Source organism: Sphingomonas sp. P3_C6, from assembly GCF_056402595.1.
This window is the reverse complement of record NZ_JBFUHB010000044.1, coordinates 1-21479: the sequence shown is the minus strand read 5'-3', so window position 1 is coordinate 21479 and position 21479 is coordinate 1. Positions and strand designations below refer to the sequence as shown.

Sequence of the window (21479 nt, the reverse complement as noted above, 5' to 3'; positions counted from 1 at the left end):
GTCCTTGATCTTGTTGGCGATCGCAAAGCCCAGCGCCGATGAGATCGAGGTCGACGAATGCGCCGCCCCGAACGGGTCATACTCGCTCTCGCTGCGCTTGGTAAAACCGCTTAGGCCCCCACCCATGCGCAGCGTCCTGATCCGGTCCCGGCGCCCGGTCAGGATCTTGTGCGGATAGCATTGATGCCCGACATCCCAGATCAGCCGGTCGCGCGGCGTGTCGAACACATAATGAATCGCCGTCGTCAGCTCGACCACGCCAAGCCCCGACCCAAGGTGACCACCCGTCACCCCCACCGCCGCAATCGTCTCGGCACGCAACTCGTCGGCAAGTTGGCGAAGCCTCGTCGGAGGAAGGGCCCGCAAATCCGCGGGCGTGCGTACCGTGTCCAGCAACGGTGTCTCGGAAACATCAGACATCGGGCCTGCTTAGCGAAAGCGAAGTTGAGTGTCGATTGTTGTAGCAGCCGCAACCGCTTCTTGACGAAGACTGCACGGAATCGTGACAATAATGCCAATGCCGCCCCTCACCAGCCGCCTCGCCATCCGCCCCGACATATCCGCGATCCGCGCCCTGATGGCGCGATCGATCGGACAGTTGCAGCACGGCTTCCTCACGCCCGCCGAGGTCGCCGCGAGTCGCGCTGTGATGGGCCTCGACACGCAGTTGATCGACGACGGGACCTATTTCCTTGTCGAACAAGGCGATCGCCTCGCCGGTTGCGGCGGCTGGAGCGCCCGCGCGACTCTATACGGTGGGGATCACAGCGCCGCACTGCGCGACCCGAAGCTGCTCGATCCGGTCCGTGACGCGGCGCGGGTCCGTGCAATGTTCACCGATCCGGATTTCGCGCGGCGCGGAATCGGCCGGCTGATCCTGTCGCTATGCGAGGAAGCGGCGCGCAACGCCGGTTTCAAACGCGCGGAAATGATGGCGACCCTTGCGGGCGAGCCGCTCTACCGGGCGTGCGGGTACGTCGAAATCGAGCGAGTCGCCGCCGCGCCAGTGGAGGGAGTCGCCGTGCCTCTGGTACGAATGGGCAAGCCGCTGGCTTAGGCCGCCTCCTCGTGATCGCAATCGGCGCATTTGCCGCGTACCTCGATCACCGGGCGGACCGGCGAGAAGCCAGCAGCCTCGGCCGCCGAACGAACGCCGCTGGTGATCCGGTCATTGTCGAGATGAGTCGTCTGCCCGCAGGTATCGCAGACCAGGAAGATACAATCGTGCAGGCAATCCGGATGTGCGTTGGCGACATAGGCATTCGAGCTTTCGACCCGCCGCGCCAGGTTCGCGCCCACGAAAAGGTCGAGGATGCGGTAGACGCTGTTCGCCGCGACCCGGCGACCCTCCGTCTTCGACACGGCTTCTGCGATGTCATAGGCCGAGGCCGGCTTGTCGAAACTCGCCAGCGCCTCGAAGATCTGGGCGCGCATCGTCGTCCATTGCTCGCCCGATTTCTCGAGCGTTTCGCGTGCGGCCTTGGAAAGGTCTGCGCCCTGCGGTTCGTGATGGTGATGATGTGCGGCCATGGGATCAATTTAGGCGCTGCCGCCCCCCGCGGCAAGCGCAGGCCTAATAGGTGGCCCGGCGGTTCAGATCATGACCGAGCGCGAGGATCGCGACGCCGATCAGCGTCCATATCGTTTCCGTGCCGCCATCATGCGGCATGGTGATCGCCCCCGCCATGATGCCGAGGCCAAGCGAGCCGACCACCGCCGGCATCATATAGCCATGGACGAAGATACCGCGACCAAGCGCCAGCACGCCGAAGCCGATCGCGAAAGTCAGACCGATCTCGTGGAACAGCGGATTGAGCAGCAGACCGCCGGCCGATGCGGCCAAGGCGAGGAACACCGAACTCGCCAGACAATGTACTGCGCACAGCCCGGATAGCCCGATCGCGAATCGATCGAAGCGCGACTCGAACCACGCAAAAGCGGGCGAGTGGGAATGAGCATGCGTTGTCATTGCGCGGCTCATTTGGCACAGCGCAGTAGAAGTTACAATATATCATCGGCGCTTTTTTGACCCGGGGGGCCGGTGCAATCCCGAATCGACGTACAGGCGCGATGAGTCTAGAGGCCGCCTATGCTTCAGGCCTCTTCGCTTGCCCATCCGTCCCGGCCGCGCGCCCTTGCCGCGTGGCTCTTCTCCGTCGCCGGACTGATCGTGCTGATGGTCGTGATCGGCGGCATCACGCGGCTGACCGAGTCGGGCCTGTCGATCACCGAATGGAAGCCGATCAGCGGTATCATCCCGCCGTTCACCGAGGCGGCGTGGCAGGCCGAGTTCGACCATTACAAACGCATTCCCGAATATACCCAGATCAACCACGGCATGACGCTTGCCGGGTTCAAGTCGATCTTCTTCTGGGAATTCACCCACCGTCTGTTTGGACGCCTGATCGGCATGGCTTTCGCCCTGCCGCTGCTCTGGTTCGCCATCCGCCGACGCATTCCCCCGGGCTATGGCTGGCGGCTGGTCGCGCTGCTCGCACTTGGCGGGCTGCAGGGCGCGATCGGCTGGTGGATGGTCGCCTCCGGCCTGTCCGTGCGCACCGACGTCAGCCATGTCAGGCTCGCCATCCATCTCATGACGGCGCTGGTGCTGCTGTCGGGCATGGTCTGGACCGCGCTCGACCTGCGCGCGCTGGCGGAGAGCCGGCTCGCCGCTCCTGCCTCGCTCAAGCCGCTCGCCGTCGTGGCGCTGGCATTGTTGTTCAGCCAGATCATGTTCGGCGCCTTCACCGCCGGCCTGGACGCGGGCTATGCCTTTTCGAGCTGGCCGCTGATGGGCAATTCGATCTTCCCGGCGGGCGTCGCGTTCATCGAGCCGATCTGGCGCAATGCGGTCGACAATCCGGTGGTCGTCCAGTTCATCCACCGCTGGTTCGCCTTCATTGCGGCAACGGCGCTGATCCTGCTGGCACTGCGGGCTATCCGCCAGGGTGGCGCCATCGCCGGCCGGGTGCTCATCTGGCTGGTCGTGCTTCAGATCGTGCTCGGCATCGCGACCCTGCTCAGCGGCGTGCAGATCGTCATCGCCATTGCGCATCAGGCGAATGCGGCGCTCACCCTGATCGCGGCGACCTTCGCCGCCCATTCGATCGGCCGTGCGACGCGGTGAGCAGGATCCTGCTCGTCCGCACCAGCTTCGGCAGTGCCGATGAGGCAGCGCGTGTCGCCCGGGCGATGATCGAAGACCGCCTCGCCGCCTGCGCCTCGCTGACACCGACTCACTCGATCTATCGCTGGGAGGGCAAGGTCGAGACCGACGACGAGACCGCGGTGCTGTTCAAGACGACCCCTGACCGCGCTGTCGCGCTGAGGGCGGCGATCGCGGCGCAGCACAGCTACGACCTGCCCGTCATCGAGGCCTGGGAGGCCGATGTGGACCCCGCAGTCGGCGACTGGATCTATGGGGAAACAGCTCAGGTATCCTGATACCCGCCATAAAAGCGGCCTTTCGCTTGACTTTTTTGGCCCTTCCCCACATTAGCCCGCCATCAGCGCCGTCCCCTGGGGGCGGCGCATGTCGTTTGAACGAAAGAGGTCTGGCACCATGAAGGCGCTGATGAAGACCACCAAGTCGGTAAAGCCGCACGAGGTGGAGAAGAAATGGCATATCGTCGATGCCGACGGCCTGGTGGTCGGTCGTGCAGCCTCGATCATCGCCAACGTCCTGCGCGGCAAGCACAAGCCGAGCTTCACCCCGCATGTCGATTGCGGTGACAATGTCATCGTCATCAACGCGGACAAGATCCGGTTCACGGGCAACAAGCTCAAGGACAAGATCTATTACCGCCACACCGGCTATGCCGGCGGCATCAAGGGCGTCGCAGCGGGCAAGATCCTCGAGGGTCGCTTCCCGGAGCGCGTCCTGGAAAAGGCCATCGAGCGCATGATCCCGCGCGGCCCGCTCGGCCGTGAGCAGATGCGCAACCTGCGCGTCTTCTCGGGCATTGAGCATCCGCACGAAGCGCAGAACCCCGAAGTCCTCGACATCGGTTCGATGAACCGCAAGAACAAGGTGGGCAATTGATGTCCGACAATCGTCAGTCCCTTTCCGATCTCGCGAACCTGACCAGCCAGCCGGCACCGGTCGCAGCAACGTCAACGGTTCTCGCCGGTGACGAATATGCGCCCGCCGCTCCTGTCGTCGTCCGTGAGCCGATGCCGCTGCGCGATCAGATCCTCGACAAGTTCGGCCGCGCTTATGCGACCGGCCGCCGCAAGGACGCCGTCGCACGCGTGTGGATCAAGCCGGGCACCGGCAAGATCACGATCAACGGCCGCGACCAGGAAGTGTATTTCGCACGTCCGACGCTGCGCCTCGTCATCAACCAGCCGTTCGGTGTCGCCGAGCGTGACGGTCAGTATGACGTGGTCTGCACCGTCAAGGGCGGCGGCCTTTCGGGCCAGGCCGGCGCGGTCAAGCATGGCATCAGCCAGGCGCTGACCAAGTTCGAGCCGATCCTGCGCGCACCCGTCAAGGCAGCCGGGTTCCTGACCCGCGACAGCCGCACGGTCGAGCGCAAGAAGTATGGCCGCGCCAAGGCGCGTCGCAGCTTCCAGTTCTCGAAGCGCTAAATCGTTCTCGATTTCGCGAAACAGGGGCGGTCCGGCAACGGGCCGCCCCTTTTCGTTGGGGCCTATTTGACGCCGTCGAGTGAAGCGACCGTTCCAGTCGCGGCCGGCACATCCTTCATCGCGGCGGCGGCGCGCTCGGTCCCCTCCATTACCCGCAACATATTGCCGCCCGCCAGCTTGGCGATATCGGCATCGCTCCAGCCGCGGCGCATCAGCTCGGCCAAGAGCGCGGGATAGGTCGCGACGCTGTCGAGTCCGTCGGGCAGCTCTGCGAGGCCGTCAAAGTCCGACCCGATCCCGACATGGTCGACGCCGGCGACCTTGGCGATATGATCGACATGGTCCGCAACCATCGCGAGTGTCACCACCGGCTTGGGATGTGCCTTGTCCCATTCCGCCAAGGCCGCTTTGGCCGCTTCGGGCTGGCCGAGATACAGCCCACTGAACGGCGGCGCGTTGTAGCTGGCGACCTCACCCGCCCGCGCCGCGTCCCAACGCCGCCGCGCCTCGGAGATATAGCCCGGCGCAAAATTGACCATCACCACGCCGCCATTCTTCGCCACCAGCCCGAGCACCGCATCGGAAATGTTGCGCGAGTGATCGCACAGGGCGCGCGAGCTGGAATGCGAGAAGATCACGGGCGCCTTCGACACGCGTAGTGCGTCGATCATCGTCGCTTCGCTGACATGGCTGAGGTCGACCAGCATGCCGAGCCGGTTGAGCTCGCCGACCACCGCTTCACCGAATTTGGTGAGACCGTCATGTTGCGGATTGTCGGTCGCTGAATCCGCCCAGGCGATCGTGCGCGAGTGAGTCAGCGTCAAATAGGACGCACCGAGACGGCGATAGGCGCGCAGCACCGCGAAGCTGCCGTCGATCTGTCCCCCACCCTCCACGCCGAGCATCGAGGCGATCCTGCCCTTGGCATGGATGCGGCGGACATCGGCGGCGGTGACGGCCGGTTCGAACACGTCCGGATAGCGCGCGAAGATGCGATGCATCAGGCCGATCTGCTCGATCGTCGCGACGACCTGTTCGGTCTCCGGCAGGCCTGCCGAAACATAGACCGACCAGAATTGTCCTCCGACATGCCCCGCGCGGAGCCGATCGATATCGGTGTCGTATTTCGCCGGATCGAGCTTGTTCAGATCGATCGTCCAGCGCTCGTCTCCCGCCTTCCCCACCAAGGTCTCCGCCCAGTCGTTATGACCGTCGATCAGCGGCGTCCGGGAGAGGACTTTCGCGATGCGCGCGTCGATGTCAGTCGTCTTGTCGGGGGCCGCGGCAAGCAGCAGCGGCGCGAGAGCGAGCAGAAGGGCTGGTTTCATACCGCGAGCATAGATTGTCACGCCGCGGCGGCAAGCGTGCTTCATGAGCCACTTGTCGATGAACCCTCCCCTTTTCCGCGGCGCTCGGTTAGGTTTTGACTGAGGAAGGAGATCGCATTGGCTTTGGAGGACCCCATAACGGCCCGCATCGTGGCGTTTCTGGAAGAGATCGGCATTCCCGTGGAAACCGACGTGATAGCGGAGGGCTCGTTCCTGCCCGCGATCGCGATCCGGAAGGGCGCCGTGGTCTATGATCCCGCCCGACTCGAATGGCCCGGCGACCTGCTACATGAAGCAGGCCACGTCGCCGTGACGCCGCCCGAGGAGCGATCCAAGCTCAGCGAGGTTCAGTCCGATCCGGCTGAGGAGATGTCGGCAATCGGCTGGTCCTATGCGGCAGCGCTCGCGATGGCGCTGGACCCCAAAATCGTATTTCACGAACACGGATATCGCGGGGGCAGCGATTCGCTGCTCGAGAACTTCGCCGAGGGCCGGTATCTCGCCGTGCCGATGCTGCAATATTACGGCATGACGCTGGATAAGCTCCCTGCGATGGAACGCGGCGAGCGGCCTTATCCGCATATGGTGTCATGGCTGCGAACCCGCCCGAAGGACTCATGAGCCGCACGCGCCGACAACGTCCCGCCGGGACCGGCCAAGCCCTCGCAACGCGGATGACGGAAGAGGCATGATTCCCATGATGAAGCGTTGGTTCCTGCTGCTCGGACTCATCCTGCTTCCTGCGGCGGCCCCGGCACAGGAAGCTAAAGGCGACTGGGCGGGTACGCTCCAGGTGAACGCTTCGGTAAAGCTTCGCCTCGCCGTGCACATCGCCGTCGCCGAAAACGGCGCGCTGACGGGTACGCTCGACAGCCTGGATCAACAGGCGCTCGGCATGCCCCTCACCAATCTGGCGGCGGTCGCGGGCAGCCTCTCCTTCGACGTACCCGCTGTTAAGGGGCATTATGAAGCGAGCTGGAAGGACGCGGCGAAAAGCTGGTCGGGCACCTGGAGCCAACTGGGCCAGAGCTGGCCGCTCTCGCTGAGCGCCGGCACCAGGGAGTCGCTAGCGCCCGCACCGCCAAGGCCGCTGCCTGCCAATTGGGCAATTCCCGACAAATCCGCGATCGACGCGCTGATCGATCAGCGCATTGCGGGGCGCGCGGGTGAAGGGATCGCGATCGGCATAACCGATGCCGCGGGTCACCGCGTCACCGATCGCGGTCCGGCGGGCGCAGCGGCGTTCGACGGGACGACGTTGTTCGAGATCGGGTCGATGTCGAAGGTCTTCACGTCACTGTTGCTCGCCGACATGGTTGGACGCGGCGAGGTAGCCCTCGATGATCCGGCGGAGAAATATCTTCCCGCTGGCGCGAAGATGCCGGCGCGCGGCGGACGCAAGATCACGCTCGAGGATCTCGCGACGCACCGCTCCGGACTGCCGCGCCTGCCCGACAACCTCTCCCTTGCCAATCCCACCAACCCCTATGCGGACTATAGCGAGGCCAATCTGCTCGACTTTCTCGGCCGCTATCAACTGACCCGGGACATTGGCAGCCAGTTCGAATATTCCAACTTCGGTGCCGGGCTGCTCGGCTATCTGCTCGCGCGGCGGGCGGGCACCGATTACGAGACATTGCTCAAGCAGCGGATCACCGTCCCGCTCGGCATGCGCGACACCACGATCACACTGACACCGGCGCAAAAGGCGCGCTTCGCCACCGGCCATGACCAGTATATGCGGGCGACGAGCGCGTGGGCGCTGCCGACGCTGGCCGGGGCAGGCGCGATACGATCGACCGTCAACGACCTGCTGCTCTTCCTCGACGTCAGCATCGGCACGAAGCCCTCTCCTCTCGGGCCCGCGATGCGGGCAATGCTGGCGAAACGCTGGCCGGGGGCTTCGCCCGGCGTGGCCACCGGGCTCGGCTGGATGGTCCTGACGACGTCGTCAGGTGATATCGTTTTCCACGACGGCGGCACGGGCGGGTTTCGCACCGCGATGGCCTATGATCCTGCCAAGCGGCGTGGTGCCGTGGTGCTCACCAATGCCGCAATCGAGGAATCGGTCAGCGACATGGCCTTTCATCTGTTGCTGGGTACCCCGGTCGCCCCGCCCGCCGCAGTGCAGCCGGCGCCAAAGCCCGGTGTGACCCGTACCGCGATCGACCTGGGGACCGCCGACCTTGACCGTGTCGTCGGGCGCTATCGCTTCACTTCGGGACTCGAGATGACCGTCGTGCGCAATGGATCGGGGCTAAAGGCGCAGCTCACGGGCCAGCTGGCCTTCCCAATCTTCGCCGAAGCGCCGCTCAGCTTTTTCTGGCGGGTGGTTGATGCCCAGGTCACGTTCTCGGCCGATACCGGCGGCCAGATAACCGGGGTCGTGCTCCATCAAGGCGGTGGCACGATGACGGGAAAGCGCATCGCACCCTGATCCTCAGTGCAGCAACTGGACCTCACGGAAAGGTCGCCGTGCCGGATATGGGACAGACGGTGAGCGGCCGACGATCGCGCCGATCGCGTCCTCGACCCGCGGGTAACGGAACCGAAAGCCATGAAAGACTGCCTTGACCGGCAGCACCTTCTGCCCGCCCAGCATCAGTTCATCAGCAAGATCGCCCAGCATCAGGCGGAGCGGTAGCGCCGGCAGCGGCAGGATCGCCGGGCGGCCGAGCGCGTGACCGATGGCTGCCACAAAGGATCGATTGCTGACCGGGTTAGGCGCCGTCGCATTGATCGGCCCCCTGATTTCGCGGTCGGCGGCGACAGTCGCGATCAGGCGCACCAGATCGTCGCGGTGGATCCAGCTCGTCATTTGCCTGCCCGCCCCGATCGGACCACCGAGACCGAATTCGAAGATCGGCAGCAGGCCACCCAGCATTCCGCCGCTCGATGCGAGAACCAGACCGGTGCGAAGCAACACCACGCGCGTTTCAGGACCAGCGGCACGTATCGCCGCGGCCTCCCATGCCGCGCAGACATCCGCCGCGAAGCCCCTGCCCTTTGCCACGGTCTCGTCGAGGGTCGTATCGTCGTCGATGCCATAGAAACCGATCGCAGAGCCGCTGATCAGCACCGCAGGTCGGTGGTCCAACCGGTCGAACAGCGCGCCGAGCGCCCCGGTAACCCCCAGCCGGGAGTCTACGATCCGCCGCCGCCGCGCGATCGTCCAGCGGCCGGCCGCGATCGGTTCGCCCGCAAGATTGATTGCGATGTCGCAGCGGAAGTCGTTGGGCAAGGCGGTGAGATCGGTGACCACCCTCAACGGTGTGGCGAGCCCGAGCGCGTGCTTCGCGTCGCGCGTGAGAACGGTGACGTCGTGCCCAGCTTCGACCAGTGCGGCGACGAGCCTGCGCCCGACAAAACCGGTGCCGCCGGTCACCAGCACGGCCTGGCGGGCGGGCAGCGCACTCACCAACCCGAATACGGGGCCATCGTCTAGCCGCTCGTTGCGGGCCGCGGCGAACAGGTCCCTGATGCCGCAGACCACCACGCCCGCCGCCGCGAGGGTCAGGAGGATCGAGACGATGCCATGCCCGCCGATCGAGACCGCGTTGGGCAGGTGGGCCCAGGCGATCAGGACCGGCGCGAGCATGGCCAGCAATGCGCCGTAATTGAGCGTCAGCAGGGTATGGGTGACCCGCTCGCTCGGGGGCAGGGCGCGGACGCGGTCTTCCTCCACGAAATCCAACAGCGTGATGCCCATTTCGACCGCCAGCGCCGCGATCAGGATCATCGCCATCACGCCGTGCGGTTCGGTCCAGCCAAGCGCGAGGAACACCAGCGCATAGATCAGGTTGCGGGCGCCATGCAGGCGAAGCTCGGTCGCCTGGCCCGGGCGCCACGGCAGGCGCAGGGTCAGTTCATGATGGTAGATCGTGTCGAAGCCGCCCATCGCGATCTGCAACAGCAGCAGCACGACGAAGACAGGATCGTTCATCCCAAAAACGGTCATCCCAGGTCTCCCGGACGATATTCGGTGAACATGCCGCATTGATGGACGAGCGCGCCGAACCAGGGGTGGTCGAGCGCGAGGGTGAAGGCGAACCAGCCATGGTCGCAATCGATATGGCCGATGCTGAGCTGGCCCGGGGTCAGCCAGCGCGGCAGGCGCACCCGTAACCGGCCGATGCGCCAGAAATACTGGTCGCTGTCGAAATAGAGCGCCTCATTCTCGACCCGCAGCCTGAGGGCGATGCCGAACCCCATGCCCAGATATTCCTCGAGCCCGGTCGGTCCAGCGAAGCGCTTGGAGCTGTGGATCACCTGGGGGAAGCCCGCGCGCCGGCTATATTGGCGGGTCCAGAACTGGCCGCCGCCGCTCGCATCCTCGGTCACGCAGACCGCGGCGGCGACGCCGGTGTCGGTGCCGAGCGGCAGCGGTGCGCCGACCAGCCGGCAGGCCTGGGCAAAGAGCCAGCCAACGCGGCTCATCCGGCATTCGACGATCTCGCCGACATAGCTGATCGTCTGGGTGGCCAGCGCCTTGCGCCCGAACCGCGCCCGCACGGTCGGCGGCAGGCTGGCCCAGCCTGCATCGCCGAGCAGTTGGCGGAAACGCGGGTCGACCACGGTGACGCCGGCACGCGGCGCATGGTGCGGAACGGGGACCGGGCGCGCTGCAAGGGTTGCCATCTCTTCCTCTTATTCCGGTTATTTCTGTTAAATCAGAAATTACAGATTATCGCGGCGGAGTCAAGGGGACCGGGAAGGAGGGCAGAGGCGGAAAGGAGGCGTTATGGGGCGAAAGGGCAGAGATGCGCCGTCCGGGCTAGCGTGGGGCCGATCGGTAGCGTCATCCCATCCAGCCTTGCCGTGATAGCGCGCAGGACCATCGCCAGCGCCGTGGCGTCGGGGGCATGGCCGCATCCCTGATGACGAAAGCGGCACCGGACTTGCCTGACGTCCCGGCGGCCTTGGCGAGTTGTCCGCCCATCTGCCACGGCACGGTGTCGCCGGCGGCCCGACCCGGCTCCCCAACCCTTCGCCGGGGAAGCAAGGTTATGCCTGGGTCATGCCTGTGCGGTCAGCCCCGCCGCGGCGATGCCGGCAAGGGCGCAGGCCTCGTCATTGTCCGACGTGTCGCCGGTGATGCCGACCGCGCCGATCGGCAGGCCTTCCGCATCGACCACGATCACGCCGCCGGCGGCCGGGATGATGCCGTAGGTCGTCACCGAACCGAGCGCCGCGACGAAGTTGGGCCGTTCCGCCGCCATCTCGCCGATCTTGCGGCTGGACACGCCGAGCGCCAGCGCGCCGGATGCCTTGCCCGATGCGATCCGCTCCCGCAGGCTCGACGCGCGATCCTGGCGCTGGAAGGCGACCATATGGCCACCGGCATCGAGCACGGACACGCTCAGCGGCTTGAGCCCCAGCTCGGCTCCCTTTGCCAGCGCGGCCTCGATGATCGTGTTCGCCTGGTTCAGGGTGATGCGGGACATCGGCAATCCTTCATGGTGCGCCCGTTCGCGCGGGACGGGACAGGATGCCCTTAATGTGGCGTGCGGGGGCCGCGCAACGGGTGGCGCAGGCCCCTGCCCTCACCAGCGGCGATAGTGCCGATATCCCCGGCCATAGCCCCCGCGATAGGGATAGGGACGGCCATAGCCGCGATGGCGGTAATACCAGGCGCGATAGGGATAAGGCCGGTAGCTCCAGCGACCATCATAGAAGACCCAGGGCCGGTACCAGCCGGGTGCCGCGTAATAATAAGGCGCGTCATAGCCGCCATAGACGAAGGTCGGCGCGTCGTTGCGCACGACATAGCCAGGCGGGCAGCCGGGGCTGGTGTTGTCGCGGGTCGAATCGCCGACCACCGCACCGCCGGCGGCACCGGCGACGCCGCCGATAAAGGCGCCCGCGCCGCGATCATGGCGGCCGGCGACGCTCGACCCGAGCAGCGCGCCGAACAGGCCCCCGATCACCGCACCCGCGGTCGCGTTGCTGCGCGCCTTGATGCAGTTCCGTGCCGACCAGTCCTCGGCATAGGCCTCGTAGCGCTGATCCTGGTCGCGCTGCGCCTCATCGGCCTGATCCGCCAGATAGCCGGGTGGCGGCGGGGGCGGCTGCGACCCGTCATAGCCGGGCGGCGGCGCCTCATCATCCTCGTAATAATCCTGCTGCCGATCGGGCGGAGGATCGCGGTAATCCTGCTGCTGCGGCGGATCACCATAGCCCTGCTGCTGCGGTGGCGGGGGCGGATAATCCTGGGCGGTGGCCATCGAGGCCGTGATCGGGGAGATCGCCGTGACCAGAGCGACCAGGGCACAGGCAGTTCGCCGAATCGACTGGGACATCAACCACATCCTTTTACCGCAGCGCTGGCGGCGATGCGCCTTTTCGGGTGAATGTTTGCTGACCAACCGGGCGAGTAGCGAGGTTCAGATCGATTTCGCGTCCGCTCCCGCTCTGCGAGGTTTAGGTCGGTCAGGCCCCCGGCCTGACCTGAACGATGCGGGGCATCGTTCTCCTGAAACTGGGTCGGGGGAGGGCCTGTCCGATAGGATTGGACGGCTTTGACAGGCCCTCCCCTAACCCCTCCCAGAGCGGGAGGGGGATTTTGGGCGGTTGGTGATTGTGCGCATCGCCCAGACCGGAGGGCTGCCGCGGGAYARTCACTGAYCTCCACCCCCGTCATGCCGGACCTGTTCCGGCATCCATGTTTCCGCAGACGCCACGCCGGTTGCGYTTGCGGAACGATGGACCCCGGAACAAGTCCGGGGTGACGGTAAGGGTTGGGGAGGCGGCTGCCCGACACGGGCGCCATCCTTGAAGGCTCCGAGCACTATCAGGGGAGGGCCTGTCAAAAAGCTCCGGCCCTATCGGACAGGCCCTCCCCTAACCCCTCCCGCAAGCGGGAGGGGGATTTTGGGCGGTTGGTGATTGTGCGCCTCGCAGCGAACGCTAAGCCGGGGATCATGTCAGTCGAGATCGATCCGTTCCACGCCATCGCCGTCAGCCGCCTGGCGCACCGCATGTCGGCCGAGGGCCGATCCGTGATCCATATGGAGTTCGGCCAGCCTTCCACCGGCGCGCCGGCCGCGGCGATCGCGACGGCGCAGCATGTGCTTGCGACCGACGGCATGGGCTATTGGGAGAGCATGCCGCTCAAGGCGCGGATCGCGCGGCATTATGACGAGGCGTACGGCGTCACCATCGACCCGGAACAGGTGGTGCTCACCTGCGGCGCCTCGCCCGCCTTCATGCTGGCCCTGTCCTGCCTGTTCGCGCCGGGCGACCGGGTGGCGTTCGCGCGGCCGGGTTATGTCGCCTATCGCAACACGGTGAAGGCGCTTCACCTGGAACCGGTCGAGATCGGCTGCGGCGAGGCGGAGCGGTTCCAGATCACCGCCGCGGCGCTCGATGCGATCGAGCCAGCACCGCAGGGGCTGATCCTCGCCAGTCCGGCCAACCCGACCGGCACGATCATCCCGGAGGAGGAACTGGCCGCGATCGTGGCGGTGTGCCGGCGGCGCGGCATCCGGATCATCTCCGACGAAATCTATCATGGGCTGAGCTATGTCGGCCCGGCGGGATCGGTGCTGCAGGAGGATGCGGAGGCGCTGATCGTCAACAGCTTCTCCAAATATTTCAGCATGGCGGCGTGGCGGCTCGGCTGGCTGGTGGTGCCGCCGTCGCTGATCGACGCGGCGCGGGCGCGGATGGGCAATCTGTTCCTGACGCCGCCGTCGCTGGCGCAGCATGCCGGGCTGGTCGCGTTCGATTGCCGGGACGAGCTGGAGGCGCATGTCAAGGCCTATGCGCGCAACCGCGACCTGCTGCTCGCCGCCCTGCCCGCGCTCGGCCTGAAGCGGATCGCGCCGCCCGACGGGGCCTTTTATGTCTGGGCCGATATCGGGCATCTGACCGATAACAGCATGGATTTCTGCATGCGCCTGCTGGCCGATACCGGCGTGGCGACGGCGCCGGGGATCGATTTCGATCCGGTCGAGGGGCATCGCTTCATGCGGTTCAGCTTCGCCGTGTCGACCGACCGGATCGAGGAAGCGCTGCGGCGGATCACGCCATGGTTCGCGGCCGAGCGCGACCGCGCGGCATCAGGCGATCACGCCCTGAAAACGAAGGTCGAGCCGACATAGGAGCGCACGACCTTTTGCGGCATCAGCCGTAATGCCTCGGCGATGAAAACCTCACCGGTGCAATGCATCGGAATGATATAGGTCGGATCGATCCTGGCGAATTCGGCCACCGTGCGCCGCGCCTCATCCTCGGTGCGAGGACGGACGAGATGGAAGCCGCCGATCACGGCATGGACCTTGTCGATGCCCGACACGGCCTGCGCGCGACGTACCGAATTGATCACGCCGCGATGGCTGCACGAGGCGATGACGACCAGGCCGAGCCCCTTCACGGCATAACAGGTCGCCAATTCATGCTCCCCATCGTCCGGCAGTTGCGCGACGGTGCGTTTGGCCGGATCGAGCAGGGCACGGTCACACCCGATGCCAGGCCGCATCTGGGTCGGGATGGCCGCGCGCTCAAAGCTGTCGAGCGGGATCACGCCGGTGGTGAAGGCCTGATCGGCGATGATCGCCGGTTCCGGCCTGATCCGCACATCGAACCCTTCCCTGGCGAGCGCTGCGCGATCGAGGCTGCCCATGATCGGCGGCGGGTCGCCGATCAAGGCCACGCGTTCGCAGAACGTCTCCTCGCCGCCGACGGTCAGGTCGAGCCGATGGGCAGCGGCCTTGTCGCCGAACAGGCCGGGATGCCCGCCATAATGATCGAGATGCCCATGGCTGAGCACCGCCGCGTCGATGGTGTTCGGATCGATCCCCAGCAGGGTGAGATTGTTGGCGAGGACTTCGCGCGAATAGCCGAAATCGACCAGGACGCGCCGGGTGCGATCACCCAGGGTCGAGACGCCGAGGAGTGACAGGCCGAACTCGCCGAGCAGCGCGTGCGGCAACATGCGCGGCATGTTCCGTTGCGCGCCATTGCCGGCGCGGAGCACCTTCATGCCGGGCAGGTCGAGATTTTCCAGGAACGGGCCGAAGGTCGCCGAGTCGATGACGACCTGCAGGCTGAGCGTGTCCACTTCGGGCACCGTGAGAAGCGGTTTTGCCGCGGTAAGCCGACCGGCGGCGAACAGGCCGGCCGCCCCTGCCGCAAGGACGGCGCGACGTGACGGGAGAAGACTGCGCTGATCGGACATCGACGACTCCTTCGCGACCGAGCGTAGCATGGCGCATCGCCTTGTCTCGTGTCCTGGACGTCGTGCCAACCGGGTTGCGACGACGGCGGAGATGCCGCAGACTTGCGGCATGACGGATGGTCGAATTGCCCAATGCCTGTGCGGCGCCCTGAGCGCGACCTGCCAGGGTGAGCCGGCCCGGGTCTCCGTCTGCCATTGCCTGAACTGCAAGCGGCGCAGCGGCAGCGCCTTTTCCTACACCGCCGGCTATGACGCGACGCAGGTTTCGACGAGCGGGCACTATACGACCTATCGCCGGCCGGGCGAGGAAGGGCGCTGGGCCGATTTTCACTTCTGCCCGCTGTGCGGCACGACGGTGTTCTATGAGATCTCGGCACGGCCCGGCATGATCAGCGTGCCGGCCGGCGGCTTTGCCGACAGGGATTTCCCCGAGCCCAGGTTCGAGGTTTTCGACGAGCGGCGAGCGGACTGGTGCCGCATCGAGACGGCCGGACCGCTTTCGCAACAGTGACACCAGGCCGGGATGGAGGACGGGCGCATGGAGATCGATCCTCAGCGGTTCGCCGACGAATGGGCAGCGGCGTGGAATGCGCATGATATCGAAGCGGTGCTCCGCCACTTTCACGAGGATGCGACTTTCTCGTCCCCCTTTGCGGCGCTGCTGCTGCCCGGGAGCGGCGGCAGGCTGATCGGGAAAGCCGCGATCCGGGACTATTGGTCGCTGGGTATCGCGAGAATTCCGGACCTGCATTTTACGGTCGATGCCGTGTTCGTCGGCGTGGAGTGCCTGGTCATCGCCTATGTGAACCAGAAGCAGGCGCGGGTGTGTGAAGTGCTGAAATTCGCGGGGGCGCTCGTGATCGAGGGGCATGGCACTTATGCGGAGGGTGTGGCGAACCCGACTGGGGCTTGTGCCTAGGCGGGGCGGATGAAGAGCGGGCGTTGGTTCAGGAGGTTCGCGAAGCCACTAGGACCCACATGCGGACGTCCGCGGCCGCTGAAGCGCCTCCCGGAACGAGAAATTCATTCAGCTTCCGCTGCGCCCTTCACCGCGTTGCCGACAGGTGGTTCGAGCGAGCCAGCGATTGCAGACCGTCGGCTTTTGGAACAGCTTTCAACGATAGTTGCCCTTCGGGCTGGGGTGCGGACGTAACTGCGCCGTGACTGGTCAGCTTGCCTACGGTGGGCGGAGCGTCGCACTTCAGTGCGACTCACGGGGCGGCTGTAGCGGTTAGGCGCAACCATTTGGTAAGCGAGGCGCTGTAGATTGATCGCTTCTTGATAATGCGCGTGAGGACGCATATTCTGTGACCATGCCGGGGAAAATCAATAATCCATCAATGCAGGTCGCTCTCGCTCGCGCCCTGGATTACTTTAGCGCATCTGGCGCTGCTTCGGTGCCTGACGGCGTGCTAACGATGGTGGCCGACCATGTCCGCGCGGCGCTTGAGGGATCGCCAGCGATCACCCCCGAAAATGTCGAGCGTGAACTGCGTCATTTCTTCCAAAAGGCGCTGGCCGCGGCGCCCGAGGCGGCGCGCGCTGGGGTGCGCGGCTCGGGCGATCCCGCGACCGCTGCCGCCTTTCTACTTGGCCAGACTGCGTTCGCGCATCTCCTCGCGGCGCGCACGCTCGACACGCGCGTTGATGCAAGCTTTAGCGCGGCGATCGAGGACAAGCGCTATCTATCCTATCTGCGCGCAATGCTGAGTGGTGCCAAGGACGGTGTGACGCTTGCCCGCCTGGTCGAGGAAGCAGTCGAGACCGTCAGCCGGAAGCTAGCGGTGCTGCGCGAGCGCGGCCTGGTTGTCTCGCGCCAGCAAGGCACTCGCGGCGTCAACAAACTGACACCTACAGCCAAGGCGATGCTGCTCGACCGCGGCATTGAGCCGCTCGTCGATGCCGGCGGCAAGGGCGAGACTATGGAGACGGTGATTGCCGAAATGGCCGATGAAGTGCCGCCGCATCTACGTAAGCTGCCGGTGATCAGCGACGGCAAACCCCGAAAGGCTGCCTGAATGGCGCGCAGCGCGCGGCGTGCCGCATCGCCCGCCCCGGCCGGCAAGGTCGCAACCTTCTTCTCGTTTAAGGGCGGTGTCGGGCGCACCATGGCGTTGGCCAATTGCGCATTCATCGCCGCAATGAACGGCAGCCGGGTGCTGGTTATGGACTGGGATCTCGAAGCGCCCGGTCTGCCTTATTATTTCCGCGGGCTAATCGACCAGCGCGGTGCTGCGAGCATTCGCAAGGCGCCAGGCGTGCTAGACCTGTTCTGGGGCTGGCGCCTGGCGGTCGAAGGCGCGCGCGATCCCGATGAGCTCAAGGGGCGCCTTGCGCCCTATCGCGGCCATGCAGCATTTCGCAACTGCGTGCATCCGCTGATCGAGCGGCGTCGCCTGCCCGATGGTGCCAAGCTTGACGTCGTGACTGCCGGTAGTCCGCAGATCGACTGCCCCGAGCCGGCGAGTTATGCCGAAGCCCTGTCCCGCTTCAATTGGTCAGAATTTTTCGACCATTTTGCCGGTGGTAATTTGATTCAGGAGATCGGGCGCTGGTGCCGCGCCAATTATGACTTGGTCCTGATCGACAGCCGCACCGGTCTCGCCGACGTCGCCGGCATCTGCACCATGCAGATCCCTGACAGCGTCTATCTCTGCTTCGTCTTCAACCGCCAGAATATAGAGGGCAGCGCCCATGTCGCCGCCTCGATCGTTGCCGCGCGCGGAGGTGCCGTCGAAGTTCGCGCGGTGCCGATGCGCGTCTCCAAGGAACGCCCCACCGAGGAGGCCGATGCCCGCTCGCGGGCGCTGCGCGAGCTGCGGCGTGCCGGTCTCCCGCCCGCGCGCGCCGAAGCCGATCTGAATAGCCTTTCGGTGCCCGCGTCCTCGGCCGTGCCCTATTATGAGTCGCTGGCGCCGTTCACGTCCAACGAACATGCCGCTGGCGATTTGAACTGGGCCTATATGCGCCTGAGCGAAGATTTGCTCGGCCGCGACTTACCGCGACTCAAAATCGACCCAGCCTGGAGCGAAGCGGTTCGCGCTCGGCTTCAGCCGACGATCGTCACCATCGATTATCTGCGTGAGCTCGAGACCGCCGATCCCGATCGCGCGCTCGATGAAATCGAGCGCTATCTCGACGGCGCAATCGACGCCGACCCATCGCTCGAGCTCGATCCCGAGTATGTTCGCGCGCTCGTCGCCACAACGACCGAGCTCATTGGCAGCAGTTGGGAGGAAGACGATGCCCAAATCGTCCGCTTGGAGGACAAGACTCTACAATTAATCGAGCAGATGCATGCGATCGGCGAAGGCGATTGGCGCATCGATTTTGTCGATGCCTCCGAAGAGTTCAGCTTCCGTGACCGTACATCCGATGCCCACGTCACGCGGCTCGCGCGCGTCGAGCGGGTTCTGTCCGAGGGGCATCAGGACGCCGACATTCTGCTCCGTCGCGCTCGGACTTTGGTTTCGATGGCGTTTTTCGCGCGCGACAGCGGGGACATGACGGTGGTGCACGAGCGCGCCGAGCGCGCCGAACGACTTGCCGACAAGGCGGCGCGTCTTGAGGCGAATGCCGAAGAGATAGCTTATATCCGCGCTGCCGTCGCAGATCTGCGGGCCCGGGCCGCGCTTGGCCTCGGCGATGCCGCGGAAGCGCAGCACCAGTTCGAGCGGTTGCTTGCTCAAGTCGGCGACAGCGACGACCGGCGCCTCTTGTCGCTCGGCGCGGAAGCACTGCTTACCTTGGCCGAGCTCGATGGCGAGGATGAAACGCGCCGCGCCCATTTGATGGCGGCGATCACTATGCAACCACGGGCGGTATTGCGCGACATCGAGCGTCTCGTTCCGATCGTCATGCTTTTGCTCGACACACACGACCGCGCCAACACCGCATTGCGATTAGGCAAGGCGCTGTTCGGCGACCAACGCGTTGGTCGCTCGTTGCCTTATGGCCGCACGACCCAAGCCGCGCTTGGGTTTGCGCTTGTAGCTAATCAGCTCGCGCGAGCGGTGCGTAATCTGTCTCCCGACGAAGCCGCGCCCATGTTTGTACGCCTCAGCGAGGCGGCGGCGCGAGTGCTGCGGATTTGGGCGAAGCGCAATGCCCGGACAGGCGATTTTACCGATGCGGAAACCAGTGCCGACATGCTCGCCGCATACGAGCAGCTTGCCGACCGGCTGCAGCTCGGCGGGCTGCCGACTCGCCTTACCGTCCAGCTGCGCGAGGCACTCGCCGAGGCTGGCGGCACTGACCAGGATGAAGACGGATGAGCCGGTTGCGGGCGGGGTGGGCCGCGCTTGCGACCCCTGCCGACTTGTTCTTGGCAATCTGGCAGCACGTCAATTCGTCGGCCGTGCAGCGCACCCATCTTGCCGGCGCCTATACCACTGCGGGGGCGGTCGACGACGCTTTCGAAGCAGCGCTCAGCCAAGACGACGGCAGGGACGCCGTGGCCGGGGTTGTCCAGGTCCTAAATGACTATTGGAGTGATCAGGCCAGCGAAAAAGGTCGCAAGACCCGCGCTGGCGTCTTGCTTGGGGCCATGCGAGCGATCGACGACGCACTTCTGGCAATCCATCCGCGAACGTTGCTTTCGCACGCCGCGCTCGCGCCGCCGCCGGGCTGGGCGATCACCGCCCGCGACAAGCGCACGATCGCTGGCATTTATGCCGTGAGCGGTGGACGCTGCCTAGTGCCGCGCGGTCCTTTTGCCCGCAATGCCCGCGGGCCGCTGGAGACAAACAATTTCTCGCTCGCCGACCAGTTCGCTGCCTGTGCTGTCGCCCCGCTTGCAATCGAGGAAGATGGACGCACGATCAAGGTCGCCGTGACCGTGGTCGGGCAAGGCATCGCGAGGGGGGTGCCACCGCGGCTTGGACGCAGCGGAAGCGAGGCGATCACGCTCGCGCCCCTCGCCGAGGCAACCGGAGACCTTGTTGCGCGCGTGCGCGAAGATGGCGGCACTTTCTATATCGATATCGAACAAGGTGCCGGTTTTGCCCCACACGATATATTTGCCAGCATGCTCGGCGATCTCGGTGATACCGACGTCCTCCTTTTGCCCGAGCTTGTTGTCGCACCCGCGGATGTAGACGCGATGTGCGACACCCTCACAACGGCGTCCGGCGACCGACCGAGGCTGATCGTCTGTGGTTCGGGCAGTGACGCCAATGGTAGCCACCCGCCTTGGAACATGTCGCACATCATCAACGGTGCCGGCGCGCCCTTATGGTCGCACCGCAAGCTGGTCGCCTATGACATGCTCGAAACCACTTTTGCCAATCTCGAAATCAAGGATATCAGCAAGGCCAAGCAGTTGATGGAGCAGATCAGCTGGTCGGATGCGATCACGATCGGCGATATCGAGGGCCTGGGACGCTGCCTGGTGCTAATCTGCCAGGATCTGATGATGGCCGGAATCGAGTCGCTGATCCGTGCTTATGAGCCCGACTTTCTGTTTCTTCCGATCCTCGACAGTGGCACCAATTTCTATCGCTGGCCGTACAAGCGGCTGGTCGATCTTAGCGCAACCGGGCCGACCCGGTTCGTCGTGGTCAGTAGCCTGACCATGCAGCATTGGCGCAAGAACTCCTATCCGGGGGAGCAGATCGGTGTGGCGGTCGGCCCGCGCCATATCGTCGCTGGGGATGCCAGTGCAGATGGCGAGAGGTTGGCGCAGGAGGTAGTTTGCGAATCCGCGTCGCGCCGGTACGGGACCGTCCGCTGGCGCAGTGGCGTTTGGGAAACCGTGCCCGAACCTAAGCCCAAATAGGCCACGGGCCGGCAAACGGGGCACGCCTCTTCCCGCATTCATTTCCGACCGTCCGTCCCGCGCGCCTACGCTAACTGCTCTCCGAGGCGGGTTACCCGGCTCGCAGCGCTTTGGCATCGGATTTACGCGCGCTGAAGTGCTCGGGATCGACAGAGCCGGCATCTTGGTCGGCGAGGCGTTAGACTAGTTCCGTTTTGCGCCATCCTTGATGGTGCCGGCCAACTGAACGAACGGCCGGTATCAGGAATTTGCAATCACGGTCGGTACGGCCGAAATTAGGGCGCATAGCGCCTGTGATGGCGCGACTGAACGAACGTCCGCTTACGCCATTCGCCGCTTCACAGCGGTCGTTCCGCTCTCCTGAAGAGTTTCGGATGCCGGCAGGCGTACGAAAGTCTTGGAGGCCCGAACCCGCGGGCCGCACGCGTGGATCTATGGGGATTTCGAGTTTGGGCCTGCTCCGATGTTGGGCGGCACGGCCGATTGGAGCGCGGGTCTGGATCCGGACCTTCCGGATTTAGGTGGCGATGCCGAATTCACGGAGGCGGATGGCCCGACGCCGGTTGAGGTGGCAGCCTCTTCGACGACGATCGGCACACGTAGCGTC

At 65.3% G+C, this 21479-nt stretch carries 22 protein-coding genes; 13 read left to right on the top strand and 9 right to left on the bottom strand.

Annotated elements, in window-relative coordinates; translation table 11 throughout:
- Nucleotides 1-420, bottom strand: a 420-nt coding sequence (locus AC1DT7_RS23255; protein WP_478038579.1) for a 1-deoxy-D-xylulose-5-phosphate synthase N-terminal domain-containing protein, incomplete at its 3' end; no start/stop codon positions are given.
- A 97-nt stretch (nt 421-517) separates the two neighbouring features.
- On the opposite strand from AC1DT7_RS23255, the gene AC1DT7_RS23250 reads away from it, so the two are divergent.
- Nucleotides 518-1057, top strand: coding sequence for a GNAT family N-acetyltransferase (locus AC1DT7_RS23250; protein ID WP_478038580.1), 540 nt, complete (start codon nt 518-520; stop codon nt 1055-1057).
- On the opposite strand, the gene AC1DT7_RS23245 is transcribed toward AC1DT7_RS23250, so the two are convergent.
- The gene (locus tag AC1DT7_RS23245) at nt 1054-1530 is read right to left on the bottom strand and encodes a Fur family transcriptional regulator (protein WP_478038577.1); all 477 of its coding nucleotides are present in this window, start codon (nt 1528-1530) and stop codon (nt 1054-1056) included. The two genes, AC1DT7_RS23250 and AC1DT7_RS23245, sit on opposite strands and share 4 nt — an antisense overlap.
- A 43-nt stretch (nt 1531-1573) precedes the next feature.
- Complete coding sequence (locus AC1DT7_RS23240) at nt 1574-1969, bottom strand: MerC domain-containing protein (RefSeq protein ID WP_478038575.1); 396 nt, start codon at nt 1967-1969, stop codon at nt 1574-1576.
- Nucleotides 1970-2089: 120 nt separating this feature from the next.
- Between AC1DT7_RS23240 and AC1DT7_RS23235 the strand changes: the two genes are divergently transcribed.
- The 4 genes from AC1DT7_RS23235 to rpsI all read left to right on the top strand — a co-directional run bounded on the left by AC1DT7_RS23235 (nt 2090) and on the right by rpsI (nt 4590).
- Nucleotides 2090-3127: a COX15/CtaA family protein gene (locus AC1DT7_RS23235; RefSeq protein ID WP_478038573.1), complete on the top strand. Its 1038-nt coding sequence runs from the start codon at nt 2090-2092 to the stop codon at nt 3125-3127.
- Nucleotides 3124-3444, top strand: a complete 321-nt coding sequence (cutA, locus tag AC1DT7_RS23230; RefSeq protein WP_478038572.1) for a divalent-cation tolerance protein CutA — start codon at nt 3124-3126, stop codon at nt 3442-3444. Before AC1DT7_RS23235 ends, cutA begins: the two co-directional genes overlap by 4 nt.
- A gap of 118 nt (nt 3445-3562) precedes the next feature.
- Nucleotides 3563-4042 carry a 50S ribosomal protein L13 gene (rplM, locus tag AC1DT7_RS23225; protein ID WP_478038570.1) on the top strand — a complete coding sequence of 160 codons (480 nt, stop codon included), beginning with the start codon at nt 3563-3565 and terminating at the stop codon, nt 4040-4042.
- On the top strand, nt 4042-4590 hold the full coding sequence (rpsI, locus tag AC1DT7_RS23220) for a 30S ribosomal protein S9 (RefSeq protein WP_478038568.1): 549 nt from the start codon (nt 4042-4044) through the stop codon (nt 4588-4590). The genes rplM and rpsI overlap by 1 nt, the downstream gene beginning before the upstream one ends.
- 62 nt (nt 4591-4652) lie before the next feature.
- On the opposite strand, the gene AC1DT7_RS23215 is transcribed toward rpsI, so the two are convergent.
- Nucleotides 4653-5918, bottom strand: coding sequence for a dipeptidase (locus AC1DT7_RS23215; protein WP_478038567.1), 1266 nt, complete (start codon nt 5916-5918; stop codon nt 4653-4655).
- Nucleotides 5919-6035: 117 nt separating this feature from the next.
- Between AC1DT7_RS23215 and AC1DT7_RS23210 the strand changes: the two genes are divergently transcribed.
- Together AC1DT7_RS23210 and AC1DT7_RS23205 are read left to right on the top strand one after the other, a co-directional pair.
- Nucleotides 6036-6539 carry a hypothetical protein gene (locus AC1DT7_RS23210; RefSeq protein WP_478038565.1) on the top strand — a complete coding sequence of 168 codons (504 nt, stop codon included), beginning with the start codon at nt 6036-6038 and terminating at the stop codon, nt 6537-6539.
- A gap of 79 nt (nt 6540-6618) precedes the next feature.
- Nucleotides 6619-8355 (top strand): serine hydrolase, encoded by a 1737-nt coding sequence (locus AC1DT7_RS23205; protein WP_478038563.1) that lies wholly within the window; start codon nt 6619-6621, stop codon nt 8353-8355.
- A gap of 3 nt (nt 8356-8358) precedes the next feature.
- Here the strand turns inward: AC1DT7_RS23205 and AC1DT7_RS23200 are convergent, their stop codons facing one another.
- The 4 genes from AC1DT7_RS23200 to AC1DT7_RS23185 form a co-directional block, all read right to left on the bottom strand.
- Nucleotides 8359-9876, bottom strand: a complete 1518-nt coding sequence (locus AC1DT7_RS23200; RefSeq protein ID WP_478038561.1) for a TIGR01777 family oxidoreductase — start codon at nt 9874-9876, stop codon at nt 8359-8361.
- Nucleotides 9873-10556 (bottom strand): DUF4166 domain-containing protein, encoded by a 684-nt coding sequence (locus AC1DT7_RS23195; RefSeq protein ID WP_478038559.1) that lies wholly within the window; start codon nt 10554-10556, stop codon nt 9873-9875. The genes AC1DT7_RS23200 and AC1DT7_RS23195 overlap by 4 nt, the downstream gene beginning before the upstream one ends.
- Before the next feature lie 377 nt (nt 10557-10933).
- Entirely contained in the window at nt 10934-11362 is a 429-nt protein-coding gene (locus AC1DT7_RS23190) for a GlcG/HbpS family heme-binding protein (protein ID WP_478038558.1), read from the bottom strand.
- 99 nt (nt 11363-11461) lie between these two features.
- Nucleotides 11462-12217 (bottom strand): glycine zipper domain-containing protein, encoded by a 756-nt coding sequence (locus AC1DT7_RS23185; protein ID WP_478038557.1) that lies wholly within the window; start codon nt 12215-12217, stop codon nt 11462-11464.
- Between the two features lie 621 nt (nt 12218-12838).
- Between AC1DT7_RS23185 and AC1DT7_RS23180 the strand changes: the two genes are divergently transcribed.
- Nucleotides 12839-14020, top strand: coding sequence for an aminotransferase class I/II-fold pyridoxal phosphate-dependent enzyme (locus AC1DT7_RS23180; protein WP_478038555.1), 1182 nt, complete (start codon nt 12839-12841; stop codon nt 14018-14020).
- On the opposite strand, the gene AC1DT7_RS23175 is transcribed toward AC1DT7_RS23180, so the two are convergent.
- Entirely contained in the window at nt 13987-15096 is a 1110-nt protein-coding gene (locus AC1DT7_RS23175) for an MBL fold metallo-hydrolase (protein ID WP_478038554.1), read from the bottom strand. The two genes, AC1DT7_RS23180 and AC1DT7_RS23175, sit on opposite strands and share 34 nt — an antisense overlap.
- A gap of 109 nt (nt 15097-15205) precedes the next feature.
- Here AC1DT7_RS23175 and AC1DT7_RS23170 point away from each other — a divergent pair, with 109 nt between their 5' ends.
- From AC1DT7_RS23170 to AC1DT7_RS23150, 5 genes are all read left to right on the top strand, one after another.
- On the top strand, nt 15206-15607 hold the full coding sequence (locus tag AC1DT7_RS23170) for a GFA family protein (RefSeq protein ID WP_478038552.1): 402 nt from the start codon (nt 15206-15208) through the stop codon (nt 15605-15607).
- Between the two features lie 27 nt (nt 15608-15634).
- On the top strand, nt 15635-16015 hold the full coding sequence (locus AC1DT7_RS23165) for a nuclear transport factor 2 family protein (protein ID WP_478038550.1): 381 nt from the start codon (nt 15635-15637) through the stop codon (nt 16013-16015).
- A 388-nt stretch (nt 16016-16403) separates the two neighbouring features.
- Nucleotides 16404-17114, top strand: coding sequence for a helix-turn-helix domain-containing protein (locus AC1DT7_RS23160; RefSeq protein WP_478038549.1), 711 nt, complete (start codon nt 16404-16406; stop codon nt 17112-17114).
- Nucleotides 17115-19370: a KGGVGR-motif variant AAA ATPase gene (locus AC1DT7_RS23155; protein WP_478038548.1), complete on the top strand. Its 2256-nt coding sequence runs from the start codon at nt 17115-17117 to the stop codon at nt 19368-19370.
- On the top strand, nt 19367-20872 hold the full coding sequence (locus AC1DT7_RS23150; protein WP_478038546.1) for a hypothetical protein: 1506 nt from the start codon (nt 19367-19369) through the stop codon (nt 20870-20872). The genes AC1DT7_RS23155 and AC1DT7_RS23150 overlap by 4 nt, the downstream gene beginning before the upstream one ends.
- The last annotated feature ends 607 nt before the right edge of the window (nt 20873-21479 follow it).